The organism is Deltaproteobacteria bacterium (genome assembly GCA_016931625.1).
In the GTDB taxonomy this organism is placed as follows: domain Bacteria; phylum Myxococcota; class XYA12-FULL-58-9; order XYA12-FULL-58-9; family JAFGEK01; genus JAFGEK01.
In genome coordinates, this window is record JAFGEK010000155.1 from 1 (window position 1) to 21,069 (window position 21,069).

The window sequence follows — 21,069 nt, forward strand, 5'->3', positions numbered from 1 at the left end:
ACGACCCGTTTGACAATAACAGGTTTTCAAACACGCGGACATCTACCCGTGCTAATGAAGCGGACATCTATAAATACTTGTAACAGGCACTAAAACAGGCATTGTTACTGATACGGTATATGTCCGCAGTATAAGCACGGGTAAATGTCTGCTACAAATGCGGACATATATAATTAATTGCAGCACTACGTGGGTCACGATGCACTAACTTGCGTTTTTAGTATGTTGCGAGTATTGCCAAATATTCATAAGCTCTTTTATGCGTAACGAAGGTTCATTACTTGCACAGACATAACGAACGACTGCAAAATTATTTACATCAGCGGATAAAATTTTAGGTAAGCGCTGTGCATCAATACCACCAATAGCTACACAAGGTAGTTTTGATTGTTTAATTATAGCTGCAACTCGATTAATACCAACAACAGGATCTGGGATTTGTTTTGTCGGAGTAGTGAAAACTGGCCCTATGCCAATATAGTCTAAAGGTAGATCTTGTGCTGCTTGTGCTTGGGTTTCATTATGAGTTGAAAGGCCAAATATTTTAGGTTTATTAGTAATCCATAGTTTTCGTGCTTCAATTATATTTATATCAGTTTGGCCAAGATGCACCCCATCTGCGTCAATCATACGGGCAGCAATTACATCGTCATTAATAATTAATTTTGTTTCACTTTCATCAGTTATTGCGCGCAATTTTTTACCAACTTGAACAACTTCTTCGCGCATTGCATTTTTCATGCGAAGTTGTATATAAAGCACACGATTTTCTACAGCAGCTTTGGTGCAATCTTCATAGCCAGCAACAGGGTTGGTAATTACTAAATAAAGACCAAAATTGTTTTTCATTTGTACTGCCTTTATTTTATGGTGCACTTGATGAAATAAATACCTGGTCAAAGTCTTTCCAAACTGGTTCAAAGCCATGTAGGCTTAAAGTATTAGCAACTTCTTCGGCGCTTCTATGATCTTTAATACCAAATTGTTCGCCAGCATGTGATATGCCACCATAGCCACCAGGGTGAGTACAACTACCGGCGCTTACGCGGGTGATACCTAAATTTATTAGGTTATCTCTTAAAACTGCAGGTTCACGTGTTGATAATACTAAATCAGCGTCAGGCATCGCTATGCGTATAGTGCAAATCATTTGTACTAAATCTCGGTCATTTACGTGTATTAGCTTTTCATGGTTGTCGCCAGCGTGTTTACGTATACGCGGAAAACTAATGGCAATTCGACTACGCCAAAATTTGCGACTAAGCTCTCGAGCATGTTGCACTAAAGCTAATGCTTCATATTGCCATGGCCCTAATCCTAACAATGAGCCGATGCCAAGCGAGCGAAACCCAGCTTGCCCGGCATCGTTAATTGCCTGCAGACGGCGTTGATAATTGGCTTTGGGTCCGGCTAAATGTACTCGCTTAAATATATCTAGGTCGTAAGTCTCTTGGTAAAGCGCAATACCATCATAGCCAGCGGTAACTAATCGCTTATAGCCATCAAGATTAAGCGCCCCAATTTCAATTGACAATGATGCGAACATCGGACCTATGGCAGTGGCTATTTTTTCAAGATATGAAACAGGTACAAAACGAGGTGATTCACCAGCCACCAGCAAAATATGACGAAACCCTTGGTTATAAAGATATTGGGCTTCAGAGACTACAGCATCGATGCTTAAAGTTATTCGTTCAATATCGAGGTGATTTGCAAAGCCACAATAACTACAACGATTGACACATTCATTTGATATATACAAAGGCGCGTATAGTTGCATGGTGCGCCCAAAACGCTGTCTGGTTATTTGTTGGGCCTTGATTGCAATATTTTCAAGATACGGTAATGCCGCTGGCGAAAGCAATGCAGCGATATCGCGCTCTTCTAATTGTGTGCGGGTAAGAGCTCTATTAACATCACTCGTGCTGGCATTCTTGGTTATTGATAAGATTTCAGCAACTATCATAAGCTATCTCGTAAAAAACCAGTCAGTGGGCTAGAGGCTCGCGCGGTTAATGATTCATTGCCAGCACCCGCACAACGCGCCATCTCGCCAGCGATTACTGCGGTTTTAAATGCCTCCGCCATTAATATGGGATTATCAGCAATAGCAATTGCAGTATTAACTAAGACAGCATCAGCACCAAGTTCAATTGCCTCAGCGGCATGTGATGGTACTCCGAGACCTGCATCGACCACCACAGGCACAGTAGCTTGTTCAATGATAATGCGAATTTGATCACGAGTCCTTAAACCGCGATTTGAACCTATAGGTGCGGCAAGCGGCATTACGGTTGCACAACCTACCTCTTCAAGACGTTTAGCTAAAATTGGGTCAGCATTAATATAGGGAAGCACCACAAATCCCAGTTTCACTAGTTCTTCGGCAGCTTTAAGTGTTTCGACAGGGTCTGGTAGTAAGTAATTAGGGTCAGGGGTCACTTCAAGTTTTAACCAATTAGTTTTGCATGCTTGTCGTGATAGTTTAGCTAGACGTATTGCTTCTTGAGCGTCTCTGGCACCAGAAGTGTTTGGCAGCAAGCGATATTTAGTAAAATCAAGAGCCGAAAGGGTGCGATCTGCAGGAGAAGTAACATCAACTCGCCGCAGCGCTACAGTTACTAATTCAGTACCAGAAGCGTCTATCGCCTTCGCCATGATTTCTGGCGATGAAAATTTACCAGTGCCAATTAACAAGCGAGAATTTAATTGCTCGCCATTGATAATAAGTTTTGATTTTTCACAAACCATTAGATTTAGCCTCCACCAACGAAATGCACAATTTCGACAGTGTCATCGTCATTAAGAATACACGATGAGTACGCATCTGTATCAACGATTTCGCCGTTGTGTTCTACGGCAATTTGTTTTTCATTTAATTCTAATTTATAAATTAGTGCTTTGATGGCAGACCCTTTAGTTACTTCAATACGATTGCCATTAAGCGTTACAAACATATTATTCTCCTTGATGCGCTGTGATTAGACCGAGTAACCATCGAATTATTACATTGGCTTGCAAAGCAGCAGCTAAAGTTACGCGTGAGGCTAATAAACGGGCATTTGCTGTTGCGGCAGATACCCCATCTCCAATGATAAAATGATTACCAAAAACACGTCGACAAGAAATGGTGCAGGCTGGTCCATCACCAGCAATACCCGAAACCGTAACCAGCGGCGTAGTGGGTAAGTACCGCCGCATAGCTTTGGTGATTTCTGCTTTTGCCACAGGGTCATCGAAACATTCGGCGACAAAATTGCATGAAGCGAAAAATTGCTTGGTGTTTTTGTTATCAATTTTAATCTGATACCATTTTAGGCTTACAAATGGATTTATTCTCTTTAAATTTGCCGCAAGAGCTTGCACTTTGGGCATGCCAATTTGGTCGACAAAATATTGCTGTCGATTAAGATTGCTAGGCTCGACTATATCAAAATCAATAAACGTTAATTTACCCACCCCAGCACGAGCAAGAATAACTGCTAAATTACTACCTAAACCGCCACAGCCAGCTATACCAACATGAGCAGGTTTAAGTTTTTCATATACACCTGGGCCATTGCGCAAGCCGATAAGATTTTCAAGTTCGGCAAAATCGTTGGCGGTGTTTGGCATTAGGAGGAGCACCTAATGCACCCATGCAAGTATCGTCAACTAACCTAGACCAAATTTTTACATCGCATCAGTTAGTTCATCACCGGCATTTTCACCACTGATGAGTATATCTTGGCCAGCGCGTACAAAAAGTATGTCTTGTGGGCAGGCAAATCCTTGTAAAAATTTGCCGCCATCTTTACGCATCTTCTTTAGCGATAAACCTAACATAACCAAATCAGCATTCTCGGAAACACCTGAAACTAGCTGTTCAAACGACATATCATCACTTAAAGTTAATTTATGAACATTATCAGCAGCCACAGGCAACCTGCCGGTAAATATTAGTTCATCTATTTGCCTTGAACGCTGTTGTTCATCTGTGGCTTTAATTACATCAAATACACGGATTTCGCTATCACCCCATTCAGAATGCCCAAGCAAAATATAAGCTAGCAAAATCATAAGATTGGCATTGCGATAATCACCAGGAGTTAACCAAATATGGATGCTCTTGCGAAAACCAAAATGACGTGGCCCCGAGCGTAAAATACATATATTTAATCCTGCTATTGCCGCAAAAAATGAACCATCAATAATCTCAGTTAAGTTTTCAGCATTTTCTTTTTGATAACTAAAGAGAATGCTGTTGTTTTCCATGCCCGCAATGCCAGGAGTTTGTACTATTTGTGCAATAGCGGTGCGAAAAGTTGGAGAAATAATTGTATCAACATAAATACCAGCGCCACTTACTTGGGTTTGGCTAATCAATCTTTTAAGTATATGTTGGGACTCTTTCTGAGTCGCCACGGTTAATGGACCTTCAATAAAATGAATATACGAACTAAAACCATAGTGATGGCTGATCCAGCGCAGTACATTAAATGGCGCCAAATGCGCGGTGGAGTAGCGCGCAATAGCAATAAAAGAAGGTCGCCAATTAGTCATATCTGGGGCGGCTTGTCTTTTTTGAATAGCTATTTGCAATTTTCGGGTTAGCTGAAATAAAACCCCACGAAAGACCATTGCTAAGTTGCGTTCGCCTTGGCGGGTGCGGCCAAGCCAAGTATAGATTATACCCATTATAGCAATAGCAAAAATAGCATATCCAGGTTGCATCATAAACATCATTAAGATGCAAGAAATAGCGCCAATCAATGAGGCATACCACTTGGTGCGAAAGGTTGGTCGATACGATGGATTGCCTGCAAAATGTTCAAGAAAACTAATACTGCATAAGGCACCGTAGGTAATCATAAAAAACATACTGATTATTTGTGCTACAAAATCGACATTGCCTAAAGCGACAAAAGTCACAACAATAACAGAGGTAAACCAAGTAGCATTTGCCGGTTCATTTGATTTGCCACGGCCGCGACTCATAATGTTGTTCCAATGTGCTGAAGGAAAAATATGGTCAGCGCACAGAGCTTGCAGAGTTCGAGGAGCAACAAGAATAGAACCTAGAGCTGAAGATAGAGTAGCAGCGCCAAGACCTATAAAAATAATTGGTCCCCATAAAGCAATGCGACTCATAATAAATTGATCGGACGCTAGATCTGCAGGTGTGGCACTAAGGTTCAATTTTATCACAACCGCCACATAAACAACTAATCCGGTAATAGTTGCAGCCAGGGTGCCAAGCGGAATCGAGCGCCTAGGATTGCGCAAATCACCAGATAAGCCAACACCGGCGGTCATACCTGTAAAAGCCGGAAACACGATAGCGAACACGTGAAAAAAGCTGTCGGGATTAGTAACAGTGCTAAATAGACTTAGTTGATGTGATTCAGGCGCCATGCCTTTACCAGCAAAAAATAGAGTCAACGAAGTAACAAGTACAAGGACAACTCCCCAGAGCGCGACGATACCTATTGAAGCACCACGTTTTGCAATTAAGACAGCAAGAGTTAAAGCCACTGGTAAGGAAATTATGCGAACGTCTGGAACAAATCCTGTATAAGATTCAATTATTGGAAACAGTGGGCGAAACGCCTCAGCAAAAGCAATTAAATAAAAAGCTACTGAAATAGCTTGTGATAAATAGAGTGAAATCCCTATTGCACCACCTAAGGTAGAACCAAAAGATCTACTGATAATGAAATACTCACCACCACCCCGTACACGTAGATTAGTTGCAATTTCAGCAACAGCTAACCCTGTGGGTACAGTTATTGCATGACCAATCAAAATAATTAGTACTGCGCCCAACAAACCAACATGTCCAACGGCATAACCAAAACGTAAAAATAAAATGGCGCCTAAAATGGTACTAATTGCCGCTAAATAAACTGGAGCGGTTCCAAAACCATTTTTTTTGTTTTTTTTATTACTCATACTCATTTGTTTTCGTAAATATTGCAGTCAGGGACACCCCTTAATTAACATTAAAAAATCATATGCTATTTTACTATTGATTATGGCTAAATCTTCCTTAATTTAAAAATCAGTTTGGTAAATATTACGGCATTTTTAATATCACCTTTTTAGATAACATAAGTGAGTGCTATTTTTTTGTGATTTTGAATAATCACGATAGCATAGACAACGATGAAACATATGGTTGTCACTATATTTATGATTAGTTGGATAGGATTCTTGGGCAATTCTGCCATTGCGTCAAACTCTCCCTCTCGTGCATATGAAGAGGCTAGACACTCATATTTTTTACTAAAAGCAGATAAAAAAAAGCAGCAATTACGCCATAATTGGCAAAATGTTATTGAAGAATTTCAAAGCATAGCAGCGAAGTATCCAAAAAACACTCAATCAGTAAAAGCCTTATATACGGCTGCAGAATTATGGCGTGGACTATACGCGGTGTCTTTTCTTGAAAACGATCTTGATAATGCCATAGCTGCCTATGAACGTGTGGCTAGCGAATATACAAATAGTAATTTAGCTGACGATGCATTGTGGCATCAGGCGCAATTAATTTTACAATATAAACAAGACGAAACTGCTGCCACGAAAGTTTTAGATCACCTGCTAGAAAAATATCCCTCTGGAGATATGGCTGCAAGTGCCCAAAATTTAAGGTCTAAGATTGCACCTTCACACAATTTGCCCAAAGAATCTTACATTGTAGATAATGCTAAAGATTTAAAGACCAATTCAATGAAGGATAACGAAAAAAATCATTCGATAAAAATCGAGGCCATAAAACATTGGAGTAATCCTGAGTATTCTCGCATAGTACTGTATTTTAGCCATGAGACTAAAACTCGTGAACATATTAAAAATACTAATAATACTTCAATCACATCGCAGATCACGGTGGATATCATTGATACTCAACTTGCGGCTAATGTTTATAAACCAGATATAATAAAAGATGAGCTTGTCGCTGATGTTCAATTTATTCCTAATAATGACGGGGTAAGTTTAAAACTGTCTTTTAAGCAACCAATAGAATATCGCCTGCTTACTCTTGAAAACCCTTATCGTTTTGTTATTGATTCTTTTGTTGTTACTACACCCGAACAAGAACTTACTAAGCCAGCATTAAAAACACGACGCGTAGTTATTGATCCTGGACATGGTGGTCGTGACAGTGGCGCTCGTTCAGCTTCAGGGTTGTTAGAAAAAAAGATTACTTTGTCTATTGCTAAAAAAATTCAAAGCATTTTAATTAATCGTGGTATTGATGCAATTTTAACACGTAATAAAGATATTACTTTAAGTCTTGAAGAGCGTACTGCTATTGCTAACCGAGTAAAAGCAGACTTATTTATTTCTATACACACCAATGCACATAAAAATAAAAATGTTAGTGGCATTGAAACTTATTATTTGAATACTACGGATGATAGATATTCATTACGTTTAGCTGCCCGAGAAAACGCAACGCAAGAAAAGCATGTGAGTGATTTACAGCTTATGCTAGCTGATTTAGCTACCAAAGCTAATACCGCTGAATCGCAAAAGCTGGCATTTGCTATCCAAAATGAATTAGTTAATCAATTACGCCCAATAAATTCTAAATTTCATAACAAAGGAGTTAAAGGCTCATTATTTTATGTTTTACTTGGAGCGCGTATGCCCGCAGTTTTAGTTGAAACTGCTTTTATCTCCAATCCCGTGGAAGCAAAATTACTTCAATCAACTAAATATCAAAAAACTATTGCAAATGCCGTTGCTGATGCAGTGTCAAAAAGCTTAGCGCAGCCTTTGATTGTAGCGCAACCGTAATAAAAATGTTATGTTTGCAGGGATGGTAACAAAATTTTTATAGGTCAGTAACAACTGTTGCACACATATGAAATTATGATACTCAAATGGCTGTGTCGGAAATAAAAAAAAGAGATAATTCTGGCTTGAAACAAGACATTGCCTCGGCAAGTGCGGAGTTAAGCAATCGTTGTAATCAGCTAGTGGCAGATTTTGAAGAGCGGCAGCGTCAATTACAGCAGTTACAAGCAGATGTTGAGAATAAAACTGCAATTGATGTTCGGTCGGTACAAACTCGCATAAGGCAACTTTTAAATGACAGAGGGTTAGCATCAGCAGCTGCAAGAGCAGGGCGTACTATTATCGGACTTAACGTTGCGACTAATAAAACTCAGTCAATTCCTACTAATATTCAGGCTACTGCGGTTAAATCGCAAAGCTTAGAAAACTTACTAAAAAATGTAATAGAAGATATTGAGCGACGCATGATTGAAGTACTTTCCAGCCGTTTTGAAAAATCTAAACATTTTGAGATGGCGCAAGCCCGAATCGAATTAAATTTACTTTCACATCTAAATCAAAGTATTGCGAAGCAGAGTTCTCAGATTCCTGAAGATCCAGTTTTAATTGACGCACTGAGAGAATATCTTAGCGAAGTAAAATCTATTTTGAGTGATATTAAAGATACAGAATGTAAGCGATTATGTGTGTTTGCAAAACATACAAAATTTCTTGCTGGTCAATTGACAGCTATAGGTGGTAGGTCTGCTTGTAGTAAAGAACATCTACAAAATATAATTAAACAGCTTAATAATAATAAATGTAATATAGATCAATTAGGTAAAGACCTAATTAATTTTTTTACATTAATCACTAAAGAATTAGAACAATGCTCTCCCACAGAAAATATTAGTGTAATTGACGAGTTATTAAACAATTAAGCAACTATTAAGTAATTGTGAACGACCCCCTAACTGAGCATAAGTTTATTTATGATGCTGGGGGAATAAGCTAAAAAAAGCTTAAGCTACAGAATTACTTGGCAGAGCTATTAAAAGCTAAAGCTAAACGTGAAATGCGACGTGCTGCATTTCGTATATGCAAGACGCCTTTGGATGCAGCTTTTTGTAATTCGCGACTCGCACAAGCCAGTGTCTCACTAGCTTTAGCGCGATCGCCACTAGTCAACGCTTCACGAAATAGGCGAATTTTATGGGAAACCCTGTGCTTAATACTATTATTGCGGGCTGCACGAACCTCAGATTGTCGTGCTCTTTTTTGTGCTGACTTATGTCTTGCCACGCTAAATCTCCAACGCCTTAATTAAAAAGATAAAAAAGATAATAAATGCGCAAAAAAATATAATTTGCGAGATTGGGCTAGATATCAGTGTTCAATTACATCTGTCAAGCAGTTATGCATTAGATAGATAATTAAATTATAAAACTGAATATGTACTAATTTAAGGTCTTAACTCTAAAAAAAAGCTACAGATAATAATAAAGTTCGCTTGTTTATCGCTGCGACAATATGCTAAATATTATGGCCCTGTAATTTTAGGCCTGCCCAATATGAAGCCCCGTTGTTGTATGTAAACGGTTTTTTAAGGCCTCCTTTTTTTCGGAGGAACAGATAAACGTGAGTGTAAAACCTCAACTTAAACAATATATCGGTAAAACTATTAGTCCGCATACGGTCGAAATAGAAAAGGGCCAAATTCGGAGGTTTGCCACCGCTATTGGCGAAGAAAATCCTATTCATTTTAATGAAGAGGCTGCTAAAAAAGTTGGTTTACGCACTATTATTGCTCCTCCAACATTTGCGTCAGCATTAATAATGCCTGACGTATTTCTTGATGTCTTCGGTTGGGATATTCAAGCGGTAATTCATCGCGCTGAGGAATATGAATATTTTAAACCCATATATGCAGGCGATGTATTACATATCGGTTATCGAATATCCGATATTTATGAACAACCTGGTAATAGTGGCACTTTAGTGTTTGTTGTTATTGAGACACGCGCTAACGATAGTCGCAATAACCTCGTTTTCAAGGGTAGGCGCGTAATTGTTAAGTTAAGAAGCTAAAATTAATATGTTTTACTTTTAAGGGCAGGAGAAAGAAGTATCGTGAGCAAACCGCTCGATTTTTTATCGATTGATAAAGGTACCCCCATTGAGAGTTTATCAATTCCAGCACTCACTCGTGTTGTTTTAGCTCGTTTTGCTGGCGCTGTTGATGATTATAATCCGATGTATCTTGATGACAAAGTGGCTGTTGCTTCTGGCAAAACATCGGTATTTGCCCCAACGAATTTGATTATGGCCTATATTGGGCGCATGATTGAAAATTGGCTTGTGGGTGCTTATTTACGACGTTTTGACCTAAAAGTAGTGCGCTTAGTTTGGCCTGGTGATGTATTAACTTGCCGTGGCATTATTAACGATAAAAGACGTGAAGATGGTGAATGCTTGATTGAGGCAAATGTATGGACTGACAATCAACGTGGTGAAAATGTTGCCAAAGGTATAGCTATTGCTGTTGTTCCTGATCCTGAGGCAAAATCAACAGCTTCATTTAATAAAACTGCGGGTATTATTTACAACCCAGGCGGTGTTTTAATTAAAAGTAAAAAAACCATCAAAGAAAAAGCCCCTACTAAATCAAAACGCAAAGCCTTAGATTGAAAGCGTTTATCTGTTTATGCCTATTGCTTTTGATGTGCCTCTGGCACCATTGACAACACTTAAACTTGGTGGCCGTGCTTTAAAATTTCTTTCTGCACAAACTGAAAACGACATAATCGAGAGCATAAACAATAGTGATGCTATCGGTGAGCCGGTTTTAATACTTGGTGGCGGCAGTAACGTGGTAATTAGTGATAATGGTTTTTCTGGTCTGGTGATAAGAAATTGTTTGCAGGGCATCACAACTTATTCCTCTTCAGAAGAGACACAGGTGTATGTCGCTGCGGGTGAATCTTTAGCTGACTTTGTTGCTCAAATGGTCGATGCTAGTTTGTCTGGCATCGAAATGCTCAGTGGTATTCCGGGAACTGTAGGAGCTGCTCCAGTGCAGAATGTTGGAGCATATGGTTCGGATATTTCACAAGTTCTGCAAGATGTAAGAGTATATGATCGTAAGCAAAAACAAATAAAAACTATAAATGTCGCTGAGTGTGATTTTAATTATCGCAATAGCATTTTTCGTAATAACTCACGTTATATTATTCTAGGGGTTACGGTTAAGTTAATTAAGAGAAATTATGCTAGCCCTGTTTGTTACAAAGAATTAGCACAGGCACTTCAAATTAATATTGGTTCAAAACCACCACTCGGCCAAGTGCATAAAGCAATATTGCAGCTTCGTCGTAATAAGGGGATGTTATTAGATACAGATGATACTGAGTCATGCAGCGTTGGTTCTTTTTTTAAAAACCCGATGATAACGCAACAAAAATTTTTGCTATTACAGAATCAATTTTTACAAAGTCAAAAAGAAAAAAGTGAAGATTCTATTCCGCATTTTATTGATGGTGATCAATTAAAAATACCAGCGGCATGGCTTATTGAACAAGCAGGTTTTCACAAAGGTTATCAAAAAGGACCTGTTGGAATTTCACGCAAGCACGCATTAGCTTTAGTGAATCGAGGTGGTGGTACAACTTGCGAACTTATTATTTTAGCTCGCGAAATAAGAGATACTGTTTTAGATAAATTTGGTATTTTGCTTGAGGCTGAACCGGTATTTGTTGGAATTACATTGTAACGGCAATTAAAGCCGCGCAAATGAGAGGTAAAACATGGCAGATCGAAAAGAAATATTAAAAGATTTACAGAGTCGTTTTGATATTTTGCGGAGGCATCTTTGACCTTGAAGCTTTAGCGCGCAAGTTGGCAGAATTTGATCATGACAGTCAAAATCCTCAATTATGGCAAGATGCTCAAAAAGCTGCAGAGCATCAGCGTGAACGAGCAAAAGTATCATCACAATTAGAACTCTATGGTGGTCTTGATAAAAAACTTACCGATGTCGATGAGCTGTTAGAACTTGCCGCACAAGACAATGAAATCGCCGTTGAAGTTGACGATACGCTTACGAATATAAAAACCACAATAGAAAAAATGGAACTTGAGCGCATGCTTTCAGGACAGTACGACGCGCTTAATGCCATTGTATCTATTAATGCTGGTGCTGGTGGTACTGAAAGCCAAGATTGGGTGCAAATGCTTTTGCGTATGTTATTGCGTTGGGCTGAACATCACGATTTTGAATATGAAATGCTTGACACCTTACCAGGTGATGAAGCTGGCTTAAAGAGCGCAAGTTTTTCTGTAATGGGCACTAATGCTTATGGCTATTTGCGCGGAGAAAGTGGCGTGCATCGTTTAGTGCGTATTAGTCCTTTTGACGCCAACAAACGTCGACATACTTCATTTGCATCGATTGCAGTTGCACCTGAAATAGATGATAGCATCGAAGTTAATATTCGTGATGAAGATTTGCGAGTAGATACTTATCGTTCTGGAGGAGCAGGGGGACAGCACGTCAATAAAACTGATTCTGCAGTACGATTAACTCATATACCAACCGGTATTGTTGTTGCGTGCCAGGCTGAACGTAGTCAGCATAAAAACAAGTCTAAAGCGATGAAAATGTTAAGGGCTAAGATTTTTGAGCGAGAATTACGTGCAAAAGAAGAAGAGCGAGCCAAGATAGCTGGTGAAAAGAAAAAAATTGAATGGGGTTCGCAAATTCGCTCTTACGTTTTACAGCCATATCGTATGGTAAAGGATCATCGCACTGGTCTAGCTGTTGGCAATACCGACGCTGTGCTTGATGGTGACTTAGATAATTTCATTGAAGCTTATCTTCTTGGGCGAACACCAACAAGTGTTGATGATGAAGCAGATGATTTATAAATATTCTTGTTAACATCTTGTTGTGGTCTAATGATACAGTCAGTTATTGATGTTATTTATTAGGGGGTGTCCCTAAATGTCTCCCGTCGATCTTCAAGAAATCCGCTACTTACGACCGCGTGCTCGCAGAAATCCTGCCTGCGACTTGCCACAAGCAAGCCTTTTGCATGATTTTGCTGCGCGCGCGGCCATCGCTTACGCGGCTTTCGTGAATTTCTCGGTCCAACATTTAGGGACACCCCCTATTAGTTACCATGTTTATAACGCATTAAGACATATTTTTCAGCGTTAGAGCAATTGCAAAAAACTAGCATAACGCTTTAACATTAAGTTGTTACAGGAGGTTATATGCCCTTATTGGCAGAAGATACCATGTACTCTGAACGAATGGACGATGCTTTAACTTTTGCTGCGGCAACCTTTCGTAATATTACTCGTAAAGATGGAGCTACTGCCTATTTATGGCACTTGTTAGCAGTCGCTTCTATGGTTGGAGAAGCAGGAGGGGATGAAGACCAAGTTATTGCTGGTATATTGCATGATTATTTAGAAGATATCGATGGTGGCTCATCAGCAATTCTTGCCACTCGTTTTGGTCCCAAAGTGGTTGATTATGTTGAGGCACTTTCAGATTGTACTACACGTCCAAAACCACCATGGCGTGAGCGCAAAGAAGGGCATATTGCCCGAATGCGCGAAGCTAGTGATGAAATTAAACTGATTGCTTTATGCGACAAAATCGATAATGCCCGAGCAACATTGCGTGATTATCGTGCTATTGGTGATGCTGTTTGGGAGAGATTTAATGCGCCTAAAGCAGAAACACTTTGGTATTATCGTGCAGTGTACGCAGCTATTGCTACAACCCTTAAACATCCAATGCTCGCTGAGCTTGATGAGTTAGTAAAAGCTTTACATCAAGCTACAGGAACATCATTTTAATTAAAGACAGCTATGCCGCAAATGCATAAGTATTCGCTGCATACACCACAAGGTATTATTGGGCCGGTTAAGCTTGATACGGTACGTGATCTAGTTGAAGCTGGCATTTTGCAAGCTGACACACTTGTGTCGCGTGATGGTGCTCCCCTTATAAATCTTTCAGCAATACCAGAATTTATATCATTTTTACGTTTGCCGGCATTAAAAGATATCAACCCAAATTATTCTGGCGATATCAGTATTTCATCCTTCATGCGTATGTTATTAAGATTGCATAATAACACATCAACTGGTGTTATGATCGTGCGTGACGCTACTCGTCGCAAGGATGTTTTTTTAGAATCTGGTACACCAGTATTTGTGACATCAACAATTGGTAAAGAGCGTCTCGGCGAGTTTTTAATTGCTCGCAATGAATTAGAACCAGAACAAGTACGTTTGGCGCTAACTAGTTCACAAGAATATGGAGAACCACTTGGTGTTGCAATAGTACGCTTGGGATATCTTTCAAAAGCAGCAGTACAGTTTGCATTGCGCGAGCAACAGTTTTATCGATTGATTGATTTATGTGGTTGGGAACATGGAAATTATAGTTTTTATGAAGATGTATATTATAAAGGAGAGAAATTAGATCTTGAGCTTTGTATGCCAGAACTTGCGGTTCGAGCCGCGCGACAAATTTCTGAGAGAATTATTTTAAAGAGACTTACAGATATTTTACCGATGATTGTAGTGGGTTTTAATGCAAAAGTTCTTGAGTTTTGTAGTAAATATTTAAACAGCGATGAGCGCGTGGCTTTGTCGGTTTTTGGTGGGGAGCGTTCGGCTGTGCAAGTGCTTATTGATGAGTCAAATAGTGCTGCTCGTCGTCGTGCGGTATTAACTGTGTTATATTTATTAGAAGAACTTGGTGGTTTACATTTGCGCAGTGCTGTTGATAAAACAAAAGTTTCAGATAAGCCTAATAGTGATTAATGATAACTCATTATAAAAATACATCGCAGCGTTTGTCGCAACGCTTGACTGAATTAGTTGTGCTAATAGAAGATAAGCAATCTCAAATACAACTGGATTTTTTGCTTGATTTATTAGGAGAGCGCTGCCATGCATTGTTTATTTTTATATTAGTTATACCATTTCTTCAGCCAATTCCGCTGCCTGGTGTTTCAACTGCATTTGGTTTGGCAATCGCATTATTAGGTGTGCAACTAACATTAGAGAAAAAACCATGGTTGCCACATTGGCTACGTAAACGACAACTTTCGACTGAGCGTATTGTTAAGATTTTTGCTGCGGGAAAAAACATTTTTCTTCGTTTTGAGAAAGTTATTCGTCCACGTTTGCAAATTTTGCATGCGCATCCAATTTGGCAGAGGATAACTGGGATAGTCATAACAATTGCTGGTTTATTACTCGCCATACCATTACCAATCCCTATATCGAATTTTTTACCAGCATTAATAGTGGCTTTATTATCCATAGGTATACTTGAAGAAGATGGCTTACTTATAATTTGGGGTTTTATTGCTTTCGTATTCTGCTTAGCATTTTTTGTGATGTTGGTTTTGCTGCCATATTTAGGCTGGCAATATGGCAAAGATTTTCTTTAGCTTGTGGTTTTTATGTTTAACCGGCTAATAAGGGCGAAAAATTTTGCCGTGGAGTAAAAAATTTAATGAGTAGCGTAGCAGTTGAATCTCAAAAACGACGTACTTTTGCCATTATCTCACATCCAGATGCTGGTAAAACAACGGTTACTGAGAAATTACTTTTATATGCTGGCGCCATTCATTTGGCAGGCTCAGTAAAAGCGCGCAAAAATTCCCGACATGCAATCAGTGATTGGATGAAGATGGAACAAGAGCGCGGTATCTCGGTAACATCATCTGTTTTACAATTTGGTTATAAACAAGCCGCATTAAATTTATTAGATACACCGGGACATGCAGATTTTTCTGAAGATACCTATCGTACATTAGCAGCGGTTGATTCTGCAATAATGCTTATTGATCATGCTAAGGGTGTTGAAGCAAGAACATTGCGTCTCTTTGAAGTATGCCGCATGCGCAAGCTACCAGTAGTAACTTTTATGAATAAACTTGATCGTGAAGGACGTGACCCTCTCGATCTATTAGATGATGTAAGCAAATCATTGAATATTGAAGTAGCGCCGCTTAACTGGCCTATTGGTAACGGTCGTGATTTTAAAGGGGTTATCGATATCCGATCCCAGATAGTGCATCTTTTTGCTGCTGATAGTCATGGTTCTACGATAGCAAAAGTTACTACGCTACCATTTGTTGAAAGTGAAAAGTTAATTGGTACACGTCTTTTTGATGAAACTAGTGAACAGCTTGAATTATTAGCCGCCGCTGGAACAGCATATAATCGTGATAGTTTTATGGCAGGTGAAGTGAGCCCAGTGTTTTGGGGTTCTGCGCTTACTAATTTTGGTGTCGGACCATTACTTGATTTTATTGCAGCTCATGCTGCACCACCAGCGGCGCGTATAGCTGAAGATGGCAATGTTATTAATCCAAACGACGAACGATTCAGCGGATTTATTTTTAAGATTCAGGCTAACATGAATCCGCGACATCGCGACCGTATTGCATTTCTACGGGTGGTCTCTGGCCGATTTAGTCGTGGTATGGAAACAGTATTAGGTCGATCTGGCGATAAGCTAAAGTTAGCAAAACCTCACTCTTTTATGGCGCAAGAGAGGTCGATAGTTGATGAAGCATGGCCTGGAGATATCGTTGGCTTGTATGACTCTGGGCAACTTCGTATCGGAGATACTTTATGTGAAGGTGCGCAATTTTCATTCTCTGGTATTCCACGTTTTGCTCCTGAGTATTTCGCTCAGCTTGTGGTTCGAGATGCGATGAAACGAAAAGCAGTAGACTCAGGGTTATCACAGTTATCTCACGAGGGTGTAATTCAATTGTTTTATAATTCTATATCTCGTCAAGAACCGTACCTTGGTGCGGTTGGGCAACTACAATTTGAAGTACTTAAAGAACGATTAAAAAATGAGTATGGTGCCGATGTTGCTTATCGTAGTTCACCATATCGTTGGGTGCGTTGGATTGGCGGTGAACCAGAAGGTCTTAAATGGTTAAAAGCCCGAAGAGATTATGCAATAATGCAAGACCGCAATGGCCGCCCAGTGTTGCTGGCAGAATCACAATTTTCTATTAACTATGCGCTTGAAAATGCACCTGGTTTGGTGCTCTATGATATTGAGCCATTATAAAAGTTAGCGTGGTTTTGGTGGTGCGCGTGCTGTTGCTTTGTCTGATACTACTGGTACTTGGCCCCAGTTTTCCATGGTTTTTTCATCAAGCAAAATAACCGGAAGTGGCTCACCACGGTCAGGGCTCCAATGTAAAAGCTCAGGTTCGTTGCCCCGTACTCGCAAAAAAGTATATTGCACACGTTCGCGAGGTATTAACACATCATGAGTAAAAACGGCTATCCAAGTGCCGGTATTATAATACCAAGCAGTTTCACCATGCGGTCTTTGCAAGCGTGTAGCAGTTTCTTCGTGAGTATGTCCAAAGGTAACTATGGGGACATCTAAAATATCTATAATACGTTGAGCTGCACGCTGTATTGGTTTTACGGGAGTAATGCGTGAATTTTTAAGTAAAGAATAAGCAAGAGCGCCTGCAGCGGTAATTAGCATAAAAAGATTAAGCGCCATAAATAGTACGGTTTTTAAAATGAAACCGGCGTTAAGAGCATTTATTGCCATTAGTCCAACAAACCACAAGCCTAGACCTGAAAGAACAACCAAACCAAAAGTGGCAAAGCCCATAACAAATTGCCAACTTAAACTGCGAATAGCGCGTAAGACATCAGCATTTACAGCTTTAAGTTTTTCAATAGCCAAAAGACGATTACCAAGGCCAGAAGTATTTGCAAGTTGACGTAATGATTTTTCATGTTGGCTTTGCAAATGATGCTTTGCCGATTGAGTAACAGTGGTTTTCGCGAGACGTCGTAAAACTTGCAAAGCAAATGGCAAATGACTTGCCATTACATTTAAAAATAAACTCGGCTGATTTAATAACAACCATTTAATATAACGAGGATTTGATTTACTGGTTGGTACTATAAAAGTTACGTGGCCAAAGCCATTATATAGATATTTTTGAAAGAAATTGCCAAGAGGCATGTCATGCTCAGCTTCATGAACGGTATCATCAACATTTGAAAGGTCACCTCTTAAATAATAATGATAAGCATTTTCTGGGTCATACTGGCATCCATGTTCTATCCAGATGCGGCCTGGTTCGTAATAAAACCAAGAATCAATTTTTAAGCCTGATAGCGCCCATTCGATTTCAAGAGGAGGCATTAGCTCGTGCAGCACCGATGCTATGGCATGACGAATTTCATTTTGCACAGGCGCCCATTGTACTTCGATATCATGATTGCCTGGTAGTATTATCACTTCGTGTCCACAACGGAGTATTTCGGCAATAGCTTGAACAAATCCGCGATGTCCTTGTAGGATTTGTGCGATAGTTCGTGCTGCAAGGGTAGGTGTATGCGGGGCGCCAAAACGGCGATCTAAGACTGATTTACTTGATGTTACTTTCTCTGGTTCAATGCGTAAAAGGTCAAAGATGTCGCCATTTAAGACAACTGTTAGGCCAATTTCTCGTTTAGCTGCGTCAGTACAGAGATAGCGAGCGAAACGTAATAAGTCATCATCATAAAAAAATGCTTCAAGTGCATAATAGCGGTCAGTTTTATAGTTCTTGCCACGACCCATATGCAGATCTGACAGAACTATTATGTCGCGTTGCCGCGCAGAATGTAGGGATCTCACCACTTGGGTTAGTTTAAACCTCTTCGCACCGAGATCCCAATAATTATAAAAGCTAGATGTAAAATTTTAATTGGCAGTTATAATGTGATAGTTTTACAAACGCAGTTGCAAAGCGACCCATTCATCACGTTGCAAGCGCATAACTACTTGGGGCAGATTGCGATTTTGTTTGACGGTGGCTTTTGCAATAGCATCTAGGACTTCATTTTCTTGATTGTGCAAAATACCTGATAGCACTAATGAACCGTCATGTTCAGTATGTGATACAAGAGGCATAGCTAATTCGATTAAAGTTTGAGCAAGAATATTTGCGACAACCCAATTAAAAGTGCCGGTAATCTGCATTAAAGGTTGTTCGCTGGTTTCAATAATATGACCAACACCATTTTGCATAATATTTTCATATGCAACTTTTACGGCAGTGGGGTCATTATCAATGGCGATTACTTTTTGACAGCCCAAAATTGCTGCAACGATTGCTAAAATACCAGAGCCACAACCAACATCAAGCAGTTCAATTTTTTGACCTACTGCATTGTCTAAACCCGCCTCAATTAATTCTACACATAATGCAGTAGTAGCGTGCTGACCGGTGCCAAAAGCTAATCCCGGGTCAAGAATTACCGGTAAGCTTTCTGTACGGGGTTGAAAGTCTTTTTCCCAAGAAGGGATAATGACTACTCGTTTGCCAATCTGTAATGGGGGGAAATGCTCTTGCCAACGAGTTGCCCAATCAGTATCGTTGCGTTTGCTTATGCTCATATTGGGAATATCGCTAACCCCAATACTCGTTAAGGTGTTGAGAGTTAATGCAGCTATCTCATCACGCGTCATTTCATCAGCAAAACAAAGGCGCAAGGTAGAATAGTTTTGGGGTGTCGTCGGTATTTGAACGCTATCTTGGGTGTTAAAAGCAGGAGGGGGTAAGTTTGTTGATAGTTGTTCACAACCCAGTGCCCCAGCTTCAATGAATAATGCACCAATGTCGTCAACTAGGGCATCAGGCACGATTACATCTACCTGCCACCAAGAATCGTTAGCTGTTTCTGAGTTCATTGTTTTAGGAGCATCCACTATTTAACTACACGCAAATGGTCGCGGCGCGGTGGTTGGCGTGATTTTTCATCTTCATTATTATCTGATGGAGTTTCATCTGATTGTGTAATGACTCGCAATTGCGGTTTTTTATTTTTTGCTGAAACACTATCATGGCTGGGGGTTTTGCGATTGATAATACCATTAGCAAATTCACTTGGCACATCTGCCGGGAATAGAATTGGACGTCCACTTACATGCGAAACCAATAAATAGATTGCTGACCAAGGCAAACGGCAGGGATAGGGTGTGCCTGAGAAAGTTAAGGTGGCATTAACCCCAACATCATCAAGCTGCATTGGTAAACCAAAACGATATGATAAATTTAAACGCAATTGCGCATCGCCACGTAAATGTTGCGGTACATCTACACCGTCACTGCGAGCATCAAGGGTGACAAGCACCATGCCTTGAGCTAAAAGCTCATTTAATACAGTTTTTTTACTTTCGCGGTCACGAACGTCCATACGGACCTATCATGGCAAACCTAGACGTAGATCTGCAATGGTACGAGGTAGTATTTTTGTTAAATACGATAAGAAGATCGACTTTTTTCAATTTTTAATAAAATTTGAGTCCCTTAAATATTCTTAGTTTTTTTTCACTGCCTTTTTAGCTTGCTGCCATAGCTTTTCAAGTTCTTCTAGCTTTGCATCGCGGGGGCTGCGTCCTTGTTGGCGTAGCTCCTGTTCCATATGTTCAAAGCGGCTTTGAAATTTGTTGGTTGCTTGTTGTAGCGCAGTTTCGGCATCTACACCCAAACGACGACTTAAATTGACCATAGTAAAAAGTAAGTCGCCAAATTCGTCAGTCACGGCGTTTTTATCATTTAGTGTTAAGGCTTGCTGTAGTTCAGCCCATTCTTCATTTACTTTGGTAGCAACTTCGCTAGCATTACTCCAATCAAAACCAGCCGCCCCAGCTTTTTCACCTGTGCGAGTAGCCCGAAGCAAGGCAGGGAGGTTGCGCGGAACACCAGCTAAAACACCCTTATCTTTAGGGCGCTCTTTAGCTTTTACAGCTTCCCATCTTTGCAGGGCGCCGTCAGCATCTTTAGCTTTATTATCGCCAAATACATGCGGATGTCGTCTTAGTAGCTTATCAGCAATGCCATCTACTACCGCAGCAATATCAAATTTAGCATCTTCTTGTGCAAGTTCAGCCTGAAACACTACCTGTAAGAGCAAGTCTCCTAATTCTTCACACCACGAAGCTGTATTGCCTGAGTCGATGGCGTCGATAGTCTCATAAGCTTCTTCAATTATGTAAGGTTTTAGGCTAGTTGGTGTTTGTTCGCGGTCCCACGGGCAACCACCAGGAGCGCGCAAGCGTGCCATAATGCGGCAAAGTTTGGTAAATACAGCCCCGGCTTGTTCAAAACGGTCCATAGTGATTTGCTCTAGCACAGAGTTTCAAGAAATTAGCAATAAATAAATTCGCAAAGTTAAACGTCTTATAAATTAACGCTGGCACGAACGTCCCGGGGCGGGTAGCCTTATTAGATT

Annotated in this window: 22 protein-coding genes; 11 read left to right on the plus strand and 11 right to left on the minus strand. The window is 40.1% G+C overall.

Annotated elements, in window-relative coordinates; all coding sequences use genetic code 11:
• Positions 1-204: 204 nt before the first annotated feature.
• The 6 genes from thiE to JW841_13110 are packed head-to-tail and all read right to left on the minus strand — an operon-like array spanning position 205 to position 5,931.
• A complete protein-coding gene (gene thiE / locus JW841_13085; GenBank protein MBN1961873.1) occupies positions 205-849 on the minus strand; it encodes a thiamine phosphate synthase in 645 nt (214 codons plus the stop codon).
• A gap of 16 nt (positions 850-865) precedes the next feature.
• Positions 866-1,966, minus strand: a complete 1,101-nt coding sequence (thiH, locus tag JW841_13090) for a 2-iminoacetate synthase ThiH (protein MBN1961874.1) — start codon at positions 1,964-1,966, stop codon at positions 866-868.
• Positions 1,963-2,751, minus strand: a complete 789-nt coding sequence (locus tag JW841_13095) for a thiazole synthase (protein ID MBN1961875.1) — start codon at positions 2,749-2,751, stop codon at positions 1,963-1,965. The genes thiH and JW841_13095 overlap by 4 nt, the downstream gene beginning before the upstream one ends.
• Before the next feature lie 5 nt (positions 2,752-2,756).
• Complete coding sequence (gene thiS, locus JW841_13100) at positions 2,757-2,957, minus strand: sulfur carrier protein ThiS (GenBank protein MBN1961876.1); 201 nt, start codon at positions 2,955-2,957, stop codon at positions 2,757-2,759.
• Between the two features lies 1 nt (position 2,958).
• A complete protein-coding gene (gene thiF / locus JW841_13105) occupies positions 2,959-3,615 on the minus strand; it encodes a sulfur carrier protein ThiS adenylyltransferase ThiF (GenBank protein ID MBN1961877.1) in 657 nt (218 codons plus the stop codon).
• Between the two features lie 57 nt (positions 3,616-3,672).
• On the minus strand, positions 3,673-5,931 hold the full coding sequence (locus JW841_13110; GenBank protein MBN1961878.1) for an amino acid permease: 2,259 nt from the start codon (positions 5,929-5,931) through the stop codon (positions 3,673-3,675).
• Between the two features lie 240 nt (positions 5,932-6,171).
• Between JW841_13110 and JW841_13115 the strand changes: the two genes are divergently transcribed.
• Together JW841_13115 and JW841_13120 are read left to right on the plus strand one after the other, a co-directional pair.
• Positions 6,172-7,785 carry an N-acetylmuramoyl-L-alanine amidase gene (locus JW841_13115; protein ID MBN1961879.1) on the plus strand — a complete coding sequence of 538 codons (1,614 nt, stop codon included), beginning with the start codon at positions 6,172-6,174 and terminating at the stop codon, positions 7,783-7,785.
• 92 nt (positions 7,786-7,877) lie between these two features.
• Positions 7,878-8,705: a hypothetical protein gene (locus JW841_13120; GenBank protein ID MBN1961880.1), complete on the plus strand. Its 828-nt coding sequence runs from the start codon at positions 7,878-7,880 to the stop codon at positions 8,703-8,705.
• 94 nt (positions 8,706-8,799) lie between these two features.
• On the opposite strand, the gene rpsT is transcribed toward JW841_13120, so the two are convergent.
• Entirely contained in the window at positions 8,800-9,066 is a 267-nt protein-coding gene (gene rpsT, locus JW841_13125) for a 30S ribosomal protein S20 (protein ID MBN1961881.1), read from the minus strand.
• Positions 9,067-9,402: 336 nt separating this feature from the next.
• On the opposite strand from rpsT, the gene JW841_13130 reads away from it, so the two are divergent.
• The 9 genes from JW841_13130 (at position 9,403) to JW841_13170 (ending at position 16,885) form a co-directional block, all read left to right on the plus strand.
• Positions 9,403-9,852: a MaoC family dehydratase N-terminal domain-containing protein gene (locus tag JW841_13130; GenBank protein MBN1961882.1), complete on the plus strand. Its 450-nt coding sequence runs from the start codon at positions 9,403-9,405 to the stop codon at positions 9,850-9,852.
• Between the two features lie 42 nt (positions 9,853-9,894).
• On the plus strand, positions 9,895-10,452 hold the full coding sequence (locus tag JW841_13135; GenBank protein MBN1961883.1) for a MaoC family dehydratase N-terminal domain-containing protein: 558 nt from the start codon (positions 9,895-9,897) through the stop codon (positions 10,450-10,452).
• Positions 10,453-10,468: 16 nt separating this feature from the next.
• Positions 10,469-11,533, plus strand: coding sequence for a UDP-N-acetylmuramate dehydrogenase (locus tag JW841_13140; protein MBN1961884.1), 1,065 nt, complete (start codon positions 10,469-10,471; stop codon positions 11,531-11,533).
• A 34-nt stretch (positions 11,534-11,567) separates the two neighbouring features.
• Positions 11,568-12,687, plus strand: a protein-coding gene (gene prfB / locus JW841_13145) for a peptide chain release factor 2 (protein MBN1961885.1) whose coding sequence is annotated in 2 segments (ribosomal slippage) — positions 11,568-11,633 and positions 11,635-12,687 — 1,119 coding nt in all. Because the reading frame shifts where the segments join, the coding sequence is not laid out codon by codon here.
• A 76-nt stretch (positions 12,688-12,763) separates the two neighbouring features.
• Entirely contained in the window at positions 12,764-12,979 is a 216-nt protein-coding gene (locus JW841_13150; GenBank protein MBN1961886.1) for a hypothetical protein, read from the plus strand.
• Positions 12,980-13,035: 56 nt separating this feature from the next.
• A complete protein-coding gene (locus JW841_13155) occupies positions 13,036-13,629 on the plus strand; it encodes a bifunctional (p)ppGpp synthetase/guanosine-3',5'-bis(diphosphate) 3'-pyrophosphohydrolase (protein MBN1961887.1) in 594 nt (197 codons plus the stop codon).
• Between the two features lie 12 nt (positions 13,630-13,641).
• The gene (locus tag JW841_13160; GenBank protein MBN1961888.1) at positions 13,642-14,604 is read left to right on the plus strand and encodes a hypothetical protein; all 963 of its coding nucleotides are present in this window, start codon (positions 13,642-13,644) and stop codon (positions 14,602-14,604) included.
• Positions 14,604-15,239 (plus strand): exopolysaccharide biosynthesis protein, encoded by a 636-nt coding sequence (locus JW841_13165; protein ID MBN1961889.1) that lies wholly within the window; start codon positions 14,604-14,606, stop codon positions 15,237-15,239. Before JW841_13160 ends, JW841_13165 begins: the two co-directional genes overlap by 1 nt.
• Before the next feature lie 65 nt (positions 15,240-15,304).
• Positions 15,305-16,885, plus strand: a complete 1,581-nt coding sequence (locus tag JW841_13170) for a peptide chain release factor 3 (GenBank protein MBN1961890.1) — start codon at positions 15,305-15,307, stop codon at positions 16,883-16,885.
• Positions 16,886-16,888: 3 nt separating this feature from the next.
• Here the strand turns inward: JW841_13170 and JW841_13175 are convergent, their stop codons facing one another.
• The 4 genes from JW841_13175 to mazG form a co-directional block, all read right to left on the minus strand.
• Entirely contained in the window at positions 16,889-18,412 is a 1,524-nt protein-coding gene (locus tag JW841_13175; protein MBN1961891.1) for a hypothetical protein, read from the minus strand.
• 150 nt (positions 18,413-18,562) lie between these two features.
• A complete protein-coding gene (prmA, locus tag JW841_13180) occupies positions 18,563-19,525 on the minus strand; it encodes a 50S ribosomal protein L11 methyltransferase (protein ID MBN1961892.1) in 963 nt (320 codons plus the stop codon).
• A 17-nt stretch (positions 19,526-19,542) separates the two neighbouring features.
• The gene (locus JW841_13185) at positions 19,543-20,031 is read right to left on the minus strand and encodes a hypothetical protein (protein MBN1961893.1); all 489 of its coding nucleotides are present in this window, start codon (positions 20,029-20,031) and stop codon (positions 19,543-19,545) included.
• Between the two features lie 123 nt (positions 20,032-20,154).
• On the minus strand, positions 20,155-20,952 hold the full coding sequence (gene mazG, locus JW841_13190; GenBank protein ID MBN1961894.1) for a nucleoside triphosphate pyrophosphohydrolase: 798 nt from the start codon (positions 20,950-20,952) through the stop codon (positions 20,155-20,157).
• Positions 20,953-21,069 lie beyond the last annotated feature (117 nt).

What these genes read in the sequence shown, in the direction of transcription:
- thiE (MBN1961873.1), bottom strand. Translation starts at nt 849, where the DNA reads ATGAAAAACAATTTTGGTCTTTATTTAGTAATTACCAACCCTGTTGCT.
- thiH (MBN1961874.1), bottom strand. Translation starts at nt 1,966, where the DNA reads ATGATAGTTGCTGAAATCTTATCAATAACCAAGAATGCCAGCACGAGT.
- JW841_13095 (MBN1961875.1), bottom strand. Translation starts at nt 2,751, where the DNA reads ATGGTTTGTGAAAAATCAAAACTTATTATCAATGGCGAGCAATTAAAT.
- thiS (MBN1961876.1), bottom strand. Translation starts at nt 2,957, where the DNA reads ATGTTTGTAACGCTTAATGGCAATCGTATTGAAGTAACTAAAGGGTCT.
- thiF (MBN1961877.1), bottom strand. Translation starts at nt 3,615, where the DNA reads ATGCCAAACACCGCCAACGATTTTGCCGAACTTGAAAATCTTATCGGC.
- JW841_13110 (MBN1961878.1), bottom strand. Translation starts at nt 5,931, where the DNA reads ATGAGTAATAAAAAAAACAAAAAAAATGGTTTTGGAACCGCTCCAGTT.
- JW841_13115 (MBN1961879.1), top strand. Translation starts at nt 6,172, where the DNA reads ATGATTAGTTGGATAGGATTCTTGGGCAATTCTGCCATTGCGTCAAAC.
- JW841_13140 (MBN1961884.1), top strand. Translation starts at nt 10,469, where the DNA reads ATGCCTATTGCTTTTGATGTGCCTCTGGCACCATTGACAACACTTAAA.
- JW841_13150 (MBN1961886.1), top strand. Translation starts at nt 12,764, where the DNA reads ATGTCTCCCGTCGATCTTCAAGAAATCCGCTACTTACGACCGCGTGCT.
- JW841_13155 (MBN1961887.1), top strand. Translation starts at nt 13,036, where the DNA reads ATGCCCTTATTGGCAGAAGATACCATGTACTCTGAACGAATGGACGAT.
- JW841_13160 (MBN1961888.1), top strand. Translation starts at nt 13,642, where the DNA reads ATGCCGCAAATGCATAAGTATTCGCTGCATACACCACAAGGTATTATT.
- JW841_13165 (MBN1961889.1), top strand. Translation starts at nt 14,604, where the DNA reads ATGATAACTCATTATAAAAATACATCGCAGCGTTTGTCGCAACGCTTG.
- JW841_13170 (MBN1961890.1), top strand. Translation starts at nt 15,305, where the DNA reads ATGAGTAGCGTAGCAGTTGAATCTCAAAAACGACGTACTTTTGCCATT.
- JW841_13175 (MBN1961891.1), bottom strand. Translation starts at nt 18,412, where the DNA reads ATGGGTCGTGGCAAGAACTATAAAACTGACCGCTATTATGCACTTGAA.
- prmA (MBN1961892.1), bottom strand. Translation starts at nt 19,525, where the DNA reads ATGAACTCAGAAACAGCTAACGATTCTTGGTGGCAGGTAGATGTAATC.
- JW841_13185 (MBN1961893.1), bottom strand. Translation starts at nt 20,031, where the DNA reads ATGGACGTTCGTGACCGCGAAAGTAAAAAAACTGTATTAAATGAGCTT.
- mazG (MBN1961894.1), bottom strand. Translation starts at nt 20,952, where the DNA reads ATGGACCGTTTTGAACAAGCCGGGGCTGTATTTACCAAACTTTGCCGC.